The sequence below is a fragment of the Pleionea sediminis genome (genome assembly GCF_007570825.1).
GTDB lineage: Bacteria > Pseudomonadota > Gammaproteobacteria > Enterobacterales > Kangiellaceae > Pleionea > Pleionea sediminis.
The window spans coordinates 417,055-436,399 of sequence record NZ_SUNB01000001.1; the positions used below are offsets into that span (position 1 = coordinate 417,055).

At 39.5% G+C, this 19,345-nt stretch carries 10 protein-coding genes; 3 read left to right on the forward strand and 7 right to left on the reverse strand.

Translation table 11 applies throughout. The features are described 5' to 3' along the window. The first annotated feature begins 26 nt into the window (after positions 1–26). From FAX86_RS01585 to FAX86_RS01595, 3 genes are read left to right on the forward strand one after another with little or no spacing between them, the layout of a single operon-like run. Positions 27–4,217: a hybrid sensor histidine kinase/response regulator transcription factor gene (locus tag FAX86_RS01585; protein ID WP_164503420.1), complete on the forward strand. Its 4,191-nt coding sequence runs from the start codon at positions 27–29 to the stop codon at positions 4,215–4,217. A gap of 27 nt (positions 4,218–4,244) precedes the next feature. Then, positions 4,245–5,492 carry an HlyD family secretion protein gene (locus FAX86_RS01590; protein WP_144391582.1) on the forward strand — a complete coding sequence of 416 codons (1,248 nt, stop codon included), beginning with the start codon at positions 4,245–4,247 and terminating at the stop codon, positions 5,490–5,492. After that, entirely contained in the window at positions 5,492–7,612 is a 2,121-nt protein-coding gene (locus FAX86_RS01595; protein ID WP_144391583.1) for a peptidase domain-containing ABC transporter, read from the forward strand. Before FAX86_RS01590 ends, FAX86_RS01595 begins: the two co-directional genes overlap by 1 nt. A gap of 73 nt (positions 7,613–7,685) precedes the next feature. On the opposite strand, the gene FAX86_RS01600 is transcribed toward FAX86_RS01595, so the two are convergent. The 7 genes from FAX86_RS01600 to FAX86_RS01630 all read right to left on the reverse strand — a co-directional run bounded on the left by FAX86_RS01600 (position 7,686) and on the right by FAX86_RS01630 (position 19,162). After that, entirely contained in the window at positions 7,686–9,764 is a 2,079-nt protein-coding gene (locus tag FAX86_RS01600; RefSeq protein WP_144391584.1) for a TonB-dependent receptor plug domain-containing protein, read from the reverse strand. Positions 9,765–10,048: 284 nt separating this feature from the next. After that, a complete protein-coding gene (locus tag FAX86_RS01605) occupies positions 10,049–10,951 on the reverse strand; it encodes an ATP-grasp domain-containing protein (protein ID WP_144391585.1) in 903 nt (300 codons plus the stop codon). Between the two features lie 85 nt (positions 10,952–11,036). Further along, positions 11,037–11,309 (reverse strand): hypothetical protein, encoded by a 273-nt coding sequence (locus FAX86_RS01610; RefSeq protein ID WP_144391586.1) that lies wholly within the window; start codon positions 11,307–11,309, stop codon positions 11,037–11,039. A gap of 612 nt (positions 11,310–11,921) precedes the next feature. Continuing rightward, entirely contained in the window at positions 11,922–13,112 is a 1,191-nt protein-coding gene (purT, locus tag FAX86_RS01615) for a formate-dependent phosphoribosylglycinamide formyltransferase (protein ID WP_144391587.1), read from the reverse strand. A gap of 276 nt (positions 13,113–13,388) precedes the next feature. Next, entirely contained in the window at positions 13,389–15,545 is a 2,157-nt protein-coding gene (locus tag FAX86_RS01620) for a DNRLRE domain-containing protein (RefSeq protein ID WP_144391588.1), read from the reverse strand. 12 nt (positions 15,546–15,557) lie between these two features. Beyond that, entirely contained in the window at positions 15,558–16,730 is a 1,173-nt protein-coding gene (locus FAX86_RS01625; protein ID WP_144391589.1) for a hypothetical protein, read from the reverse strand. A gap of 302 nt (positions 16,731–17,032) precedes the next feature. Next, positions 17,033–19,162 carry an immunoglobulin-like domain-containing protein gene (locus tag FAX86_RS01630; protein ID WP_144391590.1) on the reverse strand — a complete coding sequence of 710 codons (2,130 nt, stop codon included), beginning with the start codon at positions 19,160–19,162 and terminating at the stop codon, positions 17,033–17,035. Positions 19,163–19,345: the final 183 nt, after the last annotated feature.

Here is a 19,345-nt window from a genome sequence, read left to right on the forward strand (position 1 = left end):
ACATAATGAACGCGGCATCCATCAATATGGCGAAGTTGCTGAAGCCATTTTTACTACTAATATTAGTTACTATTTGGGTTCCTCAAACTGACGCCAAAGAAAAACCTTACCCCCATTTTAGTCATCTGGAAACGCGACACGGTCTGTCACAAAATACAATCAACGTTGCATTCCAGGATAACGAAGGCTTTATGTGGTTTGGCACTGAGAATGGGCTCAATCGCTACGATGGTTTAGAAGTGGTAACCTTCGTTCCCGAACCCGAAAAAGAAAATACAATTTCAGGTCACATTATCAAATCGATTGTACAAGATGCGACAGGCATCATTTGGATTGGGACTCAGGACGGAGGACTCTCCCAATACAACCCCGTTAAACAAGAATTCAAACACATCCAACTCATTGAAACAAAACCTAACGAACCATACCTATCCATTCGCAGTCTCAAACTCGATGAGAATGACACCCTCTGGATAGGAACAGCTAGAAACGGACTCCTCTCCTATTCATCAAAAACAAACAGTGTTTCGCGATATATCAATCCAGTAAACACAATTTATACAAGTTATATAAATACACTAGAAAACCTCGAAGCCGGTCGATTATTGATTGGTACTGCCAAAGGCATTTTCTTATTTGATACCATTCGAGAAGAATATATTAACCTAGAGAGTCCTTATAAAGCTCTAGCCGCACTCAAAAACAATCATATATCAAAGCTGTTTTACTCATCTGAAAAGCAACTCTGGATTGGCACTCAAAGAGCTGGAACTTATCAACTAAACCTTCAATTTAAAAGATTACTGGGTCCTGAAAGTCCTCTACTATCCCAAATCAGAGGTCATCGAATCTTTGACATTACAGAAGATTACGACAAAAACATTTGGCTTTCGACTCCCGATGGACTTCATCGCATCATTAGCGATACATCTGTCGAACATTATCAACGACAACCCAATCATCTTGATAGCTTAAACGAAAATCAAATTATTTCTCTGTACATTGATCGTAAGAATCTATTGTGGGCAGGCAGCTACAATCGTGGAGTCAACAAACTCGACTTACATACGCAGCAATTTCGACATCTAGCCTCTACCAGTGCAATGAACAACTGTGTCGGCACTGTTTTGAGTTCTGTGATTGTCGATTCCAAAGGTCGACGATGGATTGGCAGTGCGGATGGGCTATATCGACTCAGTGCTGATGGTACCGACTGCCGACACTTTCAACACCAACATGACGATGCTACCAGTTTATCCCATAATATTGTCACCGATATTCTAGAAGACTCAAATAACACAGTATGGATTGCAACGGTATCAGGATTAAATCAATTCCAGGAAGATAGCCTCTCATTTAAAGTGTTTAAGAACAGCGAACAACATCGAGTCCTACCTAGCAATACGGTTTACTCGCTATTTGAAGATCATCAAGCGCAACTCTGGTTGGGCACTCGGCAAGGTGTGGCTTACAAAAGTAAGATAGCGAATGAATTCAAGCCGGTAAATATTGAAGATATGACTGGCAAAAATCTAACCTCAAACAAAGTATTTTCTATTGCCGAAGATAATCACCAACAACTTTGGTTTGGCACGAAAAAAGGATTAAACCTTTACGACCCGCGAAATAATCAGTTGCAGCATTTCACCACGCGACAAGAACTTCCCTATCGAATATCAAGTGACCGTATTAACGATATTTATGCCGATAAAAATGGCAATGTATGGATAGCCACAGAGAATGGACTGCTACATAGAGACAATAACGACAAAACATTTACTACTTTCAATCAACAACATGGTTTTCCAACGAATGCATTATATGCAATTCTCAGCGACCAACAGCATCGCCTATGGATAAGTAGTAACAAGGGTATTTTCCGCTTTAATCCAACATCCAACGAGACGCTCAATTTCGGTTTAAATGATGGACTGCAAGGATTGGAATTCACTGGCGGCAGATATTTTGATCATATTCAATCGAATATGTATTTTACGGGGACAAACGGCTTAACTCACTTTGATCCTGACAAAGTTATCGCCAACCCTCTCGATGCCAAGCCTATCATTTCGAATGTTTATTTACACAATACCAAAATAAATTTATCGAACGATGGCAACTCGCCATTTACTCATGCGCCTAATTACACAGACGCAATTACACTGTCCCATCAACAGAATGCCTTAAGTATCGAGTTTGCGTCTGATCATCATGCTTCTCCAACGGAACTGCAATACGCTTATCGTCTCAACAAAGGCAATTGGATTTATACTGGACAGAATAATCGACGTGCGACACTCAATAACCTTTCTCCAGGAATTTATCAGTTAGAAGTTAAAGCGAAAAACCATGACGGCCGGTGGGGCAATCCAATTCATATGTTATCCATTGAAGTGCTTCCACCAATATGGTTAACCGTTTGGGCAAAAGTGATTTATGTCATTTTTATATTATCGGTATTATCCATAATATACCGCCTTCGAACCCGAGCAATCAGAAAACACTCCGAACAACTCGAAGCAGAAGTTAAACTGCGCACTGAAGAACTTGCTCAAGAAAAAAACCTGGTTGATCAACTACTCGATAAAAAGCAGCGAGAAGTTGTCAATATGTCACACGAATTAAGAACGCCGTTGACTTTAATTTTAGGCCCTGTCGTTCAACTATTAAAAACAGAATCAAACGACCAGAAAAAACGTACATTATCTGTCATTAAAAATAATGCCGACAGATTACTGAGACTGGTCAATCAACTTCTACAAATCGAAAAGCTGAATGTTGATAAAATAAAGCCAAACGAGGCAACGACGCAGGCTGATACCGTTATCGATGTCATTTGCCAATCCTTTGAGTCATTAGCCAATAATAAAAATATCGTTATCAATAAAAGTCTTGAGTCTGGTACTTTCATCAATATAGGACTAGAATCCTATGAAAAGATCATCATAAATTTAATCTCGAATGCTATCAAGTACACTCGGGAAAATGGCAGAATTAGTGTTTCACTGACACAAGAAAAGTCAACAGCTTCGGTAATTGTGGCTGACAATGGCATTGGAATTCCAGTCGATCGACTAGAAACAATTTTCGAACGTTTTTATCGCGTACCCGGAACAAAAACTCAAACAATCACAGGATCCGGTATTGGCTTATCATTAGTGAAAGAAATTGTTGATGCTCATCAAGGCAGCATTTCCGTTAAAAGCGAGCCTCAGCAGGGCTCCGAATTTAAGGTGACTCTCCCGCTATCTAAACATTCCCTTTTGAATAACAGTGACGACCTGTCATCCGATCAAAAGCGAGAAGCGCTTCAGCAAGAAATTCAACGATTTTACTCTTTCGATAATTTTACTCCAGCTAAGGATGTTCATTATTCAGGTGTAATTCGACACGACAAAACACAGATTTTAATCATTGAAGATAACCCTGAAATGCAGACGTATATCCAATCTCTGCTCTGCAAGAGCTATCATTGTATTCTTGCTAATGATGGCGAGGAAGGTCTCAGTTTAGCCAATCATCACGTACCGGATCTTATTATTAGTGACATAATGATGCCAGGCATTGATGGTTTTGAAGTTTCAAAAACACTAAAATCGAATGTTGCAACCAGCCACATTCCATTGATACTACTAACCGCCAAAAGCGATAAACAAAGCCGATTAAGTGGTTGGCATTCCAATGCTGACGAATTCATCAGCAAACCATTTGATGATGATGAATTGATCGCACGAGTTGAAAACTTGCTTGAAATTCGTCAACTTATGCAACAACGTAATCACCAAACAATTGAAAAGACACTATTATCTCAAAGCCCCCATTCGAATGAGTCATTAACCAATTCAAACGAACACCAATTTATTGAAAAATTTCGTGGGCTTTTAAATAAGCGTTATTACGACGCAGATCTAAAAGTGAACGATATTGCCAAAGAGTTGGCAATGAGTGAACGACAGTTATTTCGAAAAATAAAGGCACTGCTTAATGTAACGCCTGCTGATTACTTACGCTCTTACCGACTGGAAAAGGCGTGTGAAATGCTTAAAACCGGCTCTAACGCAGGTGAAGTCGCTATCGACGTCGGTTTCTCCAGTCATACTTATTTCAGTAAATGCTTCAAAGCAAAATTTGGTACGACGCCGTCGCAATATATTGTCGATAAAAATAAGAACAGAAACTCAGACCAACACTCAAATACCGAAGAACTGCTTACCTAATCAATCGATGTTTAAAGAGTTTACAACGTGAAAGATTCACTGTTTCGAAAAGAAGTCATGGAACATAAGCGAGAACGCTTGTGGGGCGATGTGCTATTAATTCAGCCCATCTCATTTACAGTACTAAGCTTTGGTATAACACTGCTTGTCGTACTTATTATTTTGTTATTACTGTGGGGAGAATATGCACGAAAAGAAACCGTTCAGGGATATCTGGTTCCCAGTGAAGGACTGTCTAAAATATTTGCAGTAAGAAATGGAACTGTCGTAGAACAGTTTGTTCAAGAAGGGCAAGCGGTTAAGAAAGGCGATAAGCTAGTGACAATTTCTACCGCTCAAGGGTTAGGCGATGTAAAAGACGTTGATGAGGCTATTGTTGAAGAGTTAAAGCAAACCAAACAAGCATTATTCAAACGTTTAACTGAAGAACAGCGACTTAATGATATAGAAGCAGAAAAGCTTGCCGAGAAAATATCGGGACTCACCAAAGAATTACAACAGCAGTCTCAACAAGTTGCCTTACTCAAAGAAAGATTTAAATCCAGTAGTAACCGACTAAAAAAGCTAGATAGCCTAAAAGAAAAAGGCCATGTTTCGCAGACTGAATACCAGACTCGATACGAGTCCCACCTGGATAACCAAATTCAGCTAAATAATGCAGAACGAAATCTAGAAAGCATAAAAAATAATTTAAAAACGGCACAATTTGACGAACTTCAATTACCAATTCAGTTTGCCAACAAAATGATTGACATAAAGAACAGAATTACCGATTTACGCTCCCAAATGTTAACGATTCAAAGTCAAGGCTCTTATACTTTAACCGCACCCTCAGATGGACAAATAACAGCCTTGCAAACCCATCAAGGCGCAACAGTACAAACATCAACACCGATAATGTCGATATTGCCCCAAGGTGCTAAGTTTGAAGCCGAGCTTTTTATTCCGACGAACGCGGTCGGCTTTATTGAGCCGGGCAATCCAGTAATGATCCGCTACTCTGCATTCCCTTATCAACGATTTGGTATTTATAAAGGTGAGATTGAAAAAATTTCCGAAGTTATACTTTCGCCTTCAGAACTGCCCGTTCCCGTTTCGTTAAACGAACCGGTCTATCGAGTACGTGTATCTCTAGAGCAGCAGGATGTTCTTGCCTATGGAAAATCACTCCCGTTGCAAGCAGGTATGTTGCTTGATGCTGATATCATTCTTGAAAAACTCTCACTTTTTGACTGGATACTCGATCCTTTATACAGCTTGAAAGGCCGTCTGTAATGCAAAATCCTGTACACCTGCTTTCTTTTAAAAATAAAGAAAGCTTACCCATTTTTTTACAAACCGAAATGGCAGAGTGTGGCCTGGCTTGTTTGGCTATGATTGCCAACTTTCATGGTCACCGTATCGATATGAACACGCTACGTCGTAAATATCCGGTTTCTATGAAGGGAGCTACGCTCAAGAGTATCATTCATACAGCAGACTCATTACAACTATCAAGTCGTGCTTTAAGGGTCGACTTAGAACAGCTACAGCAGGTTAAACTTCCAGCCATTATTCATTGGGATTTGAACCACTTTGTCGTCTTAAAGTCAGTAAAAGCCGGTAAAATTAAAATACATGATCCAGCAAAAGGTGAATTAACTTTAAACCTCGAAGAGGTATCCAAGCATTTTACCGGCGTAGTTTTAGAGTTAACACCAACCAAACAATTTGAGAAGAAAAACGAAGAACATACCATGCACCTCTCCGATCTTTGGAGTCGTATGTCGGGTTTGAAACGTGCATTAACTCAAGTTTTTTTTCTATCATTGTTACTGCAAGTATTTGCATTAATTAGTCCATTATATGTTCAAATGGTTGTAGACAGTGTCTTAATCGGTAATGATTTAAACTTACTGGTGGTTCTTGCCCTGGGCTTTGGACTGCTTGCTATAGTTAAGGTGTGTACGTCACTACTACGCTCTTACATCATTATGTATCTTAGCAGTCAACTGAGTATTCAAATGGCCGCGAATCTATTTCGTCATTTACTCCGCTTACCGCTTGATTATTTCGAGAAACGCCACATTGGTGACGTTGTTTCTCGCTTTAAGTCGATCGATAACATAAAACAATTGATTACCACTGGACTGATTGAAACCATTGTTGATGGCATAATGACGATTGGAACACTGATTATGATGTTCATTTACAGTCCAATGCTGGCATGGATTGTTATCGGCGTCGTTGTGCTATACGGTGTCATCCGATTCGCAATGTACCGACCTCTAAAAAGAGCTCAAGAGGAAGCGATCGTTGCCAGCGCAAGTGAAAACAGTAATTTTATGGAGACGGTTCGCGCTGCACAAAGTATTAAACTGTTTTGTCGCGAATCGCAGCGCCAATCCGTTTGGCATAACAATTATGCCGAATCTATGAATGCTGGTATTCGAGTTAATAAGCTCAATATAAAATATCAAACGATTAATGACTTGCTCTTCGGTTTAGAAAATGTCGTTGTTATTTATTTTGCTGCATTATTAGTGTTGGACAATCAGTTCTCCGTTGGCATGTTGTATGCTTTTATGTCTTACAAAGGTCAGTTTACTTCCAAAACGGCAGCGGTGATAGAAAAGCTAATCGAATTTAAAATGATCAGTTTGCATCTCTCTCGTATTGCAGACATCGCAATGACTCCTGAAGAGAAAACCAATTCACATGATGGCTTAGCAACACAACCGATAACTGGACAACTTTCATTAAAAAATATTGGCTTTAAATATTCCAAAGATGAACCCATGGTATTAAACGGACTCTCTGCAGATTTTAAAAATGGAGAATCCGTCGCAATCATTGGGCCATCCGGCTGTGGCAAAACAACTCTCATGAAAATCATGTTGGGATTACTCCAGCCTTCCGAAGGTAGTGTTATCATTGATGGTGTTGATATTAACCAATTAGGTTTAACGAATTACCGTCAACAAATAGCTGCCGTCATGCAAGATGACCAGTTACTGTCCGGTTCTATGTTAGATAATATTGCTTTCTTTGATACCGAAATTGATGAAGAACACGCTATTGAGTGCGCCAAATTGGCATGCATTCACCAAGATATTGCGAATATGCCTATGGGCTACAATACTCTAATTGGAGATATGGGAACGACCTTGTCTGGCGGACAACGACAAAGATTGTTATTGGCGCGAGCCTTATACCGAAAGCCCAAAATTTTATTTCTGGACGAAGCAACGTCAAATTTGGACACGCAACTTGAGTCTGTTGTTAACCACTCGGTAAAGCAGCTCAATATTACTCGTATTATTATTGCCCATCGTCCAGAGACCATTCGTAGCGCTGATCGAGTTATGACGATTCATAACGGCCAATTGATGGAAGCGGCATTAAAGACAGAATAAGAAAGACCCTTTTAAAAAGGGCCTTTAACTAAGACGTAATAGTTTATATTTCTTCGCTATTCGATGTCGTATTTTACAATTTTGACGATAAAGAAAGCAGTATGGAACGCTCTGGCATCGGAATACCATCGGAACCATCATTCGGTTGGTAATATTCTTTATCCGTTAAATTTTTAATTCGTATCGAAGCATCAAACGAATCAGAGAGCGTAAATGTAACATTCGCATCTAAAGTTGTTTGACCGCTGTACTTGGAAGAAGTAGACGTATTGTATTCAGATACATAGCGAGTAATTAAAGATGCATTAATCGGTATTTCACCATCAAATCGATAATTACCGATAAGGTTTACTTTGGTCTCGGGTGCATTTACCGCTCCAAAGGGATTTTTATCGTTTTCGGTATCAGAATAAGCTACATTAAATAAAACCCAATAATTTTTTTGATAGTATTGCAAATCAAACTCAACGCCGGTCGAATCTGCTTCACCAGAATCATTTAAAAAGAAATCAGGCTGGTCACCCGTTCGATTGTCATTATCACAATTATTGGGATCGGGTTCTGCCACATAGAGAGAACAGTCCAATACCTGCCGAATAATCGAGTCTTCTATTGTATTTTCGAAGTACGTTAAGCTCGCGAACAAACCTCCATCAGTATAAGTTACCTGCAATTCGTTGACATCAATAACTTCCGGATCAACATTGGGTACATCAGCAGGATTTCGGAGTGCTGGTGCCTTTTCGGTATTTTGATTAGCTTCTGCAATACCAGGCGCTTTTAAGGCATGACCTCGCATAAACTTAATATTAAAATTCTCATTTAATCGCTGAACGACAGCAATTCTAGGAGAGGTCTCAGTATAATTGTTAATAGCAATTGTACCTTCATCGGAGCGAACACCAGCAGTGAATATTAATCCATCGAGAACATTAAATTCCCTGGAGTACTGAGCGTAAAACGACTGAGTGCGTGCAGAGCGAGTGAAAAATGGCGCATCGACATCGGGAACATTCGCATCGAACAAGAAAGCTCCGGGCTCATTTTGATAGCGGTCGTCGTAATTAATACCAGAAATAAATGAAGAGTTTTCATCAATTTGCCAATTAACTTCTACTAATCCCTCGTAGCTACTGCTATCAACATCAAAACTAAAATACCATTGATCGACTCCAGGATTCGCGACCCAAATGTTGTTCTCCTGTATTCCTCTTTCTGTTGAGTTATTATATTTAACATAAGAGTTCAACGTTAGATTTTCCATTAAATCCGTGCTGTATTTTAAATAGTAGATCCAGGTATCCCTAGTTTCTCGACTAATTTCACTGGTATCTTGTCCGCCATTCCATGCTTCCCAAAAATTACTCGTTTTGGCCATATTAATAATACCGAATTTGAATCCTTCTAAATTTTCGGTTGTTGGAGTGTAAGTAAAATAGGTAAACGAACTGTCTTGTCCATCGCGTAAATAATTTTGAACACGATAGCTACCGACAAAAGGATCAAAGCCCGGAATTTCTGCTAACGAATCATCTTTTTGATAGCTGCCATAAGAAAAATGTATTTTTCCATGTTCTGTTTTGTGAAGCGACTTTAACATCACACGATTTTCATTATTGACGCTACCACGTGACACTTGCCCATAAAACTCATCGGAATCTGCATCATCACTGGTAATACTGATAACACCATTAAATGCACTAACACCATATAATGCAGAAGCCGGACCGCGAAGAAACTCAACTTGTTTTGCAAAATGTAATGGTAAATGCTCTTGTGCCATCGCCATGTAATCCCGTGCATGATTTACCGGAATACCATCAATGAGTAACAAATGTTTTGCATTTAAATCACCAAAAGCTCCTCGCGTTTCAAAAACTGTATTACCCGTCGACTTTCTTGAGCTGTAGCCCGGAGTAATATTAGAAAGCTCATCCAAAGTATAATATCCGAGAGAACTCATTACATTTTGGTTGTAAACAGAAACAGAACTTGCCGAATCAGCTAATGACTCTTCTTTTTTACTCGCGACGGTAACTTTAAGGTTTAATAAATCTTCGAGCGAAATTTCTGTTAAATCGAGATTCTCTTCTGCAACACTCACCGAAGCAGCTAATATACTGGCGGTTAAAACAGAGATTCGAAAGCGCATGGAACACTCCAACTTTTTATTTATACTACTGTTGGGATAGTTCAATAAACAATGCCTGTCAAGAAACCGTTAAGTTTTTGTATAAAAAGACAAATTTTCTTGGGAAGTCGTTAGAAAAATCAAATTTCTTATTACGGTTTAGCTTAATGATTGATAATCCTAACTTGCATATTTTGAATGATTTAACGAAGTAGATTCAAAATAACAACCGCAACTTCTCAATCGGAGATTTCAAATATTCTTGTCGTCATCCTTAACAAAAATATCCTTATAAAATCTATTTATCAACTTGTTAACAATGCGACCATTTTTTCAGTAATCGGATATCCGGTTTGCTTTTCAAAATGAATGAACATTGGGCTCGGATTTGCCTCTAAAAAGTAGTGTTCACCTGTTTCATCGCGTCGCCAATCAATTGCTGTCCACTGTAAGTCAAATTCCCGTGCCACTTGAATGCTTAATGCTTTTAATTTTTCCGGTAACTCAACAGGTCTCAATGTTGCACTATCGTCTTCCCGAAAGTCGACATTGCCACTGACTATTTCTGCTGAGAATGTCTCTTCACCGATCACATAAGTTCTAATGTTGGTTCCTGCGATATACTCTTGTAAAGTGACAGGAGAAACTGCGAGGGCGCTTTTCAATCGTTCTGCATCAAGAAGCTCTTCCGAAACATAATCAGTATGCGCGCCACCGTAAACAGGTTTATAAATTGCTTTGTTAACACTTTTAACAAAATTTAATACATCATCGGGAGAGTTAGTCACTATTGATCTCGGTATTTTCACACCTAATCGAGCAGCATGCGCTAATTGTAATGGTTTTTCTTTATGATACTCATAAGCTTTCCATGAATTAACCCACTTCGCAGGAGTCCCATTTAAAAATGTTCGCAGCGTGCTCATTGCATCTCTATTTGCAAGATATCGTTGCTCAGGGTCAACATCGGCAATTTTTATGCTATTAATTGTTCGCCAATAAACAGAATGAATATCATTAAATGCTAGACGGTTGCCATTAGGTAATACTATTTGACCACTAGATTCTTCTGGATTCCAAGTCAACTGCGCCTTCATTGGAAACAAACTAGTATCAAATAATTCCGCCTGAACGCCAGCGGCTTCTAATGCTCCAAGCATATGAACAGCATGTTGATCACGTGCGTGTCCCATAACTAGCACTTTCATTAAAACATTCCTCAATTACGTCAAAACTCAATAAATATAGGTGAGGCAAAGCCTCACCTATTAACAAACAGGAGAATGAAAGAGCTTAGAAGCCCCAGTCACCACCCTCTTCGCCTAATGCTAAAGTAGTGTAATCACCACCTTCTTCACCTATCGCCATAGTTGTTGGCTGTGGGCCTTCGCCGCCTTCTTCACCGATAGCTAAAGTAGTGTAATCACCACCTTCTTCACCTAACGCCATTGTAGTGTAGTCACCACATGCACCAGATACTGCATTGATTTCTTCAACAGAAAGTTCTTTAACAGAGTCTTTTGCTGATTCTAGTTCAGCTTTATTTAAAGCAAATGGATGTTTCATTGTATTACTCCAATATAAATTGAATTCATAAAAATAAACGACAAGTTGTCTATCAAAGATAGTGTCGAAACAATTACGACTGCGGTGTATTCCTCCCCAAGAATATGCCCTGTAATTATTTCAAAGGTGTCAATCCAGTTGACGAGATCCAGATAGACCGTCACTGTCTTTGATGGCAGCCAGTTTAAGAATGATTGGAATAATCTGTTAATAGAATTCTGACAAGTGCATCTCATTTTTCTGCCAATTCAATTGAGCTGTAAATTTTCAGCCAAATTTGCAGAATATAACCAATACTAAATGTCTAACGATTAATAATTAGTCATTAGTTAAGCCATCGTCCTAAGGTTCACACGAAATGCACAGAACAATATTTAGCCAAACGAAGGAAAGTATCTCTAGCGATTACATTAAATAAAGAAAAAATGATCGTTTTAATATGACAAGACTCTCAAATTGTATAGCGATACTTGCTTAACTAATCAATGATTGATGTCTCGTAGAACAGGGATAGAAAACTCAGCCAAAGACTGAATGGGAGATAAACCGGAAAGCTCGTTTTTTGAGCTCTCCGATATTAAAAATAAAAGATTTTGCTGAAATTTATTTAAACTAAAAATTCACTTTTATACTGCTCGAAACACGTTTTGCTTTTTCAATAGCGTCGTCAATTGACTTCCCGCGTGCCAAAGCAACCCCCATGCGGCGACGTCCCGCAATTTCTGGTTTACCAAACAATCGAATCTGAGTGTCAGGTTCGGATAATGCTTCTTCAAAATTTGAAAAACTGGTTTGCTTCGATTCTCCAGTTGGTAAAATGACACTCGAAGCGGAAGGTCCATGCTGTGTAATATTGGGGATTGGAAACCCTAAAATAGCTCGCACGTGCAGTGCAAATTGTGACAAGTCTTGAGAAATCAGTGTAACCATGCCGGTGTCGTGAGGTCTGGGCGATACTTCACTAAAATAAACATCATCTCCCTTAATAAATAGCTCAACACCGAAAATTCCCCTGCCATGATCACCGCATAACGCATCGGTTACTTTTAAAGCAATTTCTTTCGAACGCTTTAATGCAGTGTCACTCATAGCGCAAGGCTGCCACGATTGTCGGTAGTCACCGTCTTCTTGATGATGTCCAATGGGCTCACAATAACTCGTTCCACCAATGTGTTTAATCGTTAACAAGGTTATTTCATAATCAAAGTCGACGAATCCTTCAACAATGACTTTACCACGACCAGCACGACCGCCTTCTTGTGCGTATTCCCAAGCAGAATCAATATCATCTTTGGTACGAACAACACTCTGCCCTTTTCCAGAAGAACTCATAATTGGTTTTACAACGCAAGGAACTCCAATCTTCTCTATGGCTGCAGCGAAGTCGTCTTTATTATCTGCAAATGCATAAGGCGAAGTTGGAACATCCAATTCTTCAGCTGCTAAGCGACGAATACCTTCTCGATTCATCGTTAATTGAGTTGCTCGAGCTGTCGGGACGATATTAATTCCCTCTTTCTCAAGTTCGGCTAATGTATCGGTTGCAATCGCTTCTATTTCAGGCACAACATAATCTGGCTGCTCTTGCTCAATAATTTCTCGCAACGCAGAGCCATCTAACATATCGACCACATAATTTCGATGAGCCACTTGCATGCCCGGTGCATTTTCATAGCGATCCACAGCAATAACTTCAACTCCCAAGCGCTGCAGTTCAATGATAACTTCTTTACCAAGCTCTCCCGCGCCACAAAGTAATACGCGAAGAGAGGACGGAGAAAAAGGTGTGCCAATGACCGTCATGTCGTTTCCTCAATTAAATTTTTGTACGATTATACGTCTTTTTTTAGGGAAACCACACCCTCCCGCCACTTTCGAATAATTTAGCGTCAAGTCTACTTAATCATCGTTCAATCTATAACTGTTCTCATAATGAGTTTCAATATTGGATTACTCAAGTAAGAAAAGCGACAACGAATTTGCAAATAGCGGAATAGACAGACTAAAAAGTTTCGAAAGCTCCCGAGCCAAATAAATTCAGGAGCTTTCCTCAAAACAAGGTAAAAAATTACGACAATATTATTTGATATTTATCGTAACGATTTCAGAAACACTGGCACCGTCATTATCGCTAACTTTCAACAACACTTTATGCTTTCCTTTGCGCATAAAGGAAACTTGTGCTTTATCACTAGCTGCATTGTTGATTTGTCCGTCAGAGTCAACACTCCATTGATAAGTCAAACGATCAAGCTTTCCAGGATCAGAAGCCTTAACTGATAACTCAATTAATTCTCCGGCCTTGGCAAAGATGTTGTTTTCCAAGTCAATGATCCGTGGTGGTAAATTCTTAACGCGAATAGCGACGCTTCCTGCATCCAGAGTTTGTTCATTACTCTTTACGCTTCCACCAAAACGATACACGCCTTCATCTTCCAATAAAATGTAATGTTCAATGTCACCTTGTCCGGTGGCATAACCAACCGATTGCCCTTCCAATTGAAAAATAAGAGGAGCACGTTCACTAGTGCCATTGGCCGAGAAGCGGAGCGCAACTTCTTCTCCTTCATTAACTTCGTAAGACGAAGCTGTTAACTTCTGAGTCACTTGAGTGACCTTACTTATGGAGCTCTTCATAGAATCATAAGTAAGATTAATGGTCAGCTTAGGGCGCAAAATAGTTTCTTGAGCTTCTGACGAATAAGCGGTTATACCATCGTCATTACCATTCGTGTTGTCTCGAATCATTGCGACGCCAAAGTTATCGCCCCCCTGAGACCACTCACGTACTAATTCAGTAACATCGACCGTTCTAAGGGCATTGTTCGCAGGCTCATTGTCGCCTCTAAAAGATGCTATCTCAGCTCCGGTTTCACTACCGATCGATATACCATTACCCATGCTGTTCCAAGTGGAAGACTCACTCCAACTCACCGACATCGGAAAAACTCGATACGTTGTGTTTCCATTATCTTGATCATCTTTTAAGTTAATACTTAATTCAGCAGACACTATTTGTGCGTTAGATGGAATACGCGTTGGTTCAGCATCACCGGGTGAATAGGGTCCTTGCATAATATTCTCAAAACGAATCAATGTTTGCCCCGCATTTTCACCCCACCAAGAGTTTTTAGTATCATCATCGATAACCAGCTCAGTCGAATTACCGTATTCTTTATTTTTCTCAGCTTCATTTATCCAGGTATCAATCGTACCAAAATAACCATTGTGACCATTTTGTAAGATAACTTGCGACTGAGCTGGCATACCGCGATAATCATCAAAATTTACATTCAGTACAAATTGACTATCACTATCGGTATCCCATTCATTGCGAGTTGGCGAATAAGTCCTTCCCTCAATTCGGTTATCCTCTGGTTTAAAACGATAAATTCGTAACCATCCATCACCTCCGTTTGGACCACTTTGAAAATCCGCTAATACCTCATGAACCGTATTATCAAAGTCATTAGTACTATTTTGACGATATTCAGAATGATTGTGACCACAGTGGACTAAATATATTTGACGGTTGGCAGAAACGAAGTTGTTAAAGAAGTCCTCAGACTTCATTCCATCGTGTCGATAAAGTGGTTCAAAAGTATAATTAAAGTCACTATAACGACCAGAACCTAAAACGAGCCAATCAAACAAATAGCGATGGGTGCTGACCCATACGGGCAATTCCCGATATTGATTTAATATTCTTTGCGCCCAGGCTAATTCCTCTGCCGGTGTTTCCATAAGTATATGGAGGAATAAAAAGTCTTTGCCATCAATATTGATAATTTGGTAACTACTCAGCCCACTTTCTGATGCCCCACCAAACCAAGGTTTGTTTTGATAACGCTCCGGATTGAAATAAGTTAAGTAGTTCACTCCATCGGGATCGTAATAATCGCCGGGATAAAGAAAGTCGTGATTACCACCAACAACACCGTAAGGTACATTTGCATTATCCAAAATACTCATCGACGAAAAAGCATTTTCCCATTGTTCTATGGTTGCTGCTTCCTCGACAATGTCGCCTAAATGAGAAACAAACTGAATGTCATATAAACCTTTATTATCGGCAATCCATTGAGTTTGTGCCGAATATATTTCAGGATAGTTTTCTGAATACTTTTGAGTATCAGGCAATACAACAACGGAAAAATCGGATGCCGTAGCGGCATTAATGGAAAGAAACGCTGAAGTATAAGAAGAAACTGCCAAAGCAATATTTTTAATATTCATTTTATTATCTCCTTATTTATTCTTAATGGTCCGTTGACTCACTCGACCAAGTGAATCACTCAATCGACTAAGTGTCTCTTTCGAACTATCAAAGTCGAGGAGTATTTTCTTTGCTTGTTGACTCTCCTTTGTTCGACCAGTACCAGCAAGTGCTTCTATCACCATTAATGCTCGATCAATGACAAAGTTTCTGGAACCTCGCTTAATTCCTTTCTCAGCGGAAGCAGGTGCCATTACTTTATTCCGATGATAAAGAGTGATTTCACCTTCAATCGCCTTAATGGGCTCAATAAGTTCCAATAACTCCTTGTATTGTCCTCTTTTCATGAGCATTCCACTGACATAATCGAACATGCCGTGTTTTGCACGGCTGCCTTTGGGCAATGACTTAAACAATTCATAAGCGTTCTCTTCGCTATCAAGCGCAAAGTCGATACGAGCAATATCCGAACTTAGTTTGGAATTACCAGTATTCTTTGCCAGCGCATTGGATGCCAGGTCACGATTTTTACGCAATACGGTAACTGCTTTATCTGATTTTTTGGATAAATTTAATAGAGCACCGATCACGTGCGGTCGTCGGCTCTTCGCTGCCAGCGAGTCTTCGTTAACAGCCTCTTCCAAGCATTGATCATATAATGAAATTGACTCGTCTAAATTTCCAGCTAACGCCAGAGCCGCTGCTTTTCTCTCTCTATTAAAGAATGGATTACTTCCCGATGCCATGGCTTGTTCTATTCGAGTAAAGCCTTCTTTCGAAGTAACAAACTGAGTCAGAATATGCTCGACTTTCGACGCAACAGCATCATAAGGTATCGCCTCAAGAAGCTTTCGATTTTCACTCATTAGATAAAGTCCTTTTTTTCTAATTCCGAAACTTGCTAAATACTCTGCGTCTTTATTGATATTTTTCTCGACAATGACGGACTCCCTGACCAGCAAATCTATAAGGCTGGAATTTTCATCTGTCGGCCATCGAAAATGTCGCCACCCTCGTTCATTTTCTCCCACATAAACAAAGACAAGCTTTTTTTCTTGCTCTGCTGTGTTAAAAGCTTCTTCAAGTGAGTGCGCATGAAAAGCAGTACCATAATATCCAGGATGAGCTTCTAAACTATCAAAAGGAGTGATTAAAATAAGTGATAAAAACAGATAGAACAAAATTCTTAATATAGATTGCGACATATTCAGCCTCTCTAATTATATATCCCTATGAAATTTCATAAGATAATCAACAAGCTCAGTAGTATGCTTTTTTAATAAGAAAGATTTATGACGAGAGGGTGATGCTTATTTGAAGGAAATGTTTAAGTATACACTTGACGAGATAATCATATAAGTGGTTTTTAGTTTCTAGAAAATTGTATTTATCGTATTGTAAAAATTCATTGAGCATTTAGACCATATTTTTTAAATTCTAACTATTTTATTTTTAGAAATTGGAAGCACATCAAATTATCGATGTGCTTTTTATTAGGGAACTTTAACTAAATGACAATAATTACTCGATTGACTGGAACCGCTTCGTTCCCCTGAGAGTCACTAACGGAAAATATTAATGCGTAAATACCAGGTGTCGACGTATCTACATTACCACTTACCTGAATTTGATCGCTAATATCACCGTCCACGTTATCAATTGCCGTTGCACCAAGATCAACATAGGTATCTCCGGCATTAACGTTAACGAATCGAGGGCCAATGAGTGTTAAGACTGGAGGAATGTCATCTCTGGGTAACGCTTTTTCTCGATAGACAATTTCCAATAGTGGAGCACGCCTTTTCGAACCCTCATAAGATTCGGCTCCTCGTTCTCCATGCCCAGAAATCATAAAGACAAGATTGTTACCACTCTGCCAACCGGATCGATCAACAATTTCTTGAACAATCGTTTTTAAATCGGGTGTTCTTTGTTTAGCTCCAGATTCTCCTCTATGTCTCCATGGTTCAGGATTCCATGCAACAGAGGCATTGGTTTTTACTCGACTGGTTAGATTATAATAGATACGCTCGAATTGATTTGCGCTATCAACCGCTTCACCATGTATTTCTAACTCAGTACGACAATAACTCGTTTCATCAGTGGCAAACTGAATTGTCGCAGATTCAATAATTGCTCCATTAGGTATATCAATATTCGTAAATCTTAATCCCACATTTTGCACGCCATAATCGTACACCATCTCTAAATCAGAGCTATTGGTATACATGTATCCATCGTACTGTTCTTCTACATCATCAAGTCCGTTGGAAATACGCCGTTGGATCGAAATTAAATCAGAGTTGTTATCGGCACCGGCTTTGATCACTAATGAAATGAGCGCGTCTTTTGATCTTGAACCTCCTCTTCCTCGCGTCTTAAGCTCTCCTGTTGCACCAGTTTCCGTTAGTGTTTTTCCGAATACGTAGCCAGCTTCATCTCTACCAGATAACCATCGGAACCTTTCCATTCCGTCAGGGGCTCGAAAATCATTTCGATGTGTTGAGTCGTCAAAGACCATAGAAAGCATTAACATATCGCCAGCATTACCGTTAACCGATGGAAAACGACTATCATGACTGTGATCGTTAGATTCCGAGGCTACATCACCAATTGGGTCGTCATTTTTTGCACCACGCAAAGCCGACATAATAGCCATACCCGTTCTTTTACCATGTAAATCAAAACGATAACGACGATCATCACCCACAGCTAGCGTTCGATAAAAAACAACAGTCGATAAGTCACGACCATGTCCATGATCGAAACGTGCACAATAATTTCCCCTTACATCAATACAGTCGGGAATCGCATGACATTGGTACTGCTCATTATAAGATTTAAAACACGATGCACCAGCTGTCCAACCGTCCAATTGAATTGGTAAAACATCATTATCACGACTGAGAAACAGTAATAATAAGTCACCCGCTTCTGCATAAGCTGGTACATCAATATTAATATTCCCTCTTTTATCATAATCAGATGTTGAACCAATATGTTGTACACCGGACTGAGGATCGCTAGTATCGGTCGGCGGTGTGTTACCAGCGGACCAAACGACATCATCTTCCTTGTATAAAACTAAAGAGCCATTACCATTAAGAACAAGAATACTGGAGTCTTTACCATCTGTTTGACTTGACCAAACGGCTTTGCCACTCGCATACATCACTAAGTTGCCATCACTTTGAAATATAAAACAATCAGCACCACTGCCATCCGTATTCGAAGCCCAAGTCGCATTATCCAGCTCATCATAAATCACTAAGTTTCCATCATGCTGCATTTCTAATCGAAATTTATCGTTTGATGAAATTAGGCTTTCGCCCGGATTTAGCCATTGATCAGGCTCCAAGCTATTTGCATCTGTCGGCGTATCTGAGTTCTTTAAAAGAACGGCAGAGTCACGGGCTCCTCCTGTTACTACCAAAAACTTTTCACTCGCACTTAATAAACCTTCGTAATCTACTGCAACTTCTTCAGAATTATCCGTCCGCATTTTATCCTTTACCTCGATAGATTTTATCTTCGATATAGACGAATCTAAAAGGTAATCCGTTGCGTGTGACACACTGTGTGCCAAAACGCCAATTAAAAATATAATCATTCTTGCAATTTGAGTAAGCGACAACATGGATAACTCCTCTCTTAACGCATGGAAACAACACCGAAATGGTGAAGACCTCAAAGAAAACCTGCGTTATTAAGTATGGTGAGATATGAGCTAAAATTTTGCGACAGAGTTTTTAAACTTGAAAACGCACATCACACTTTGCGTTTGAATATGTGTGACGGTTCATTATAAAAGAGGTTATGT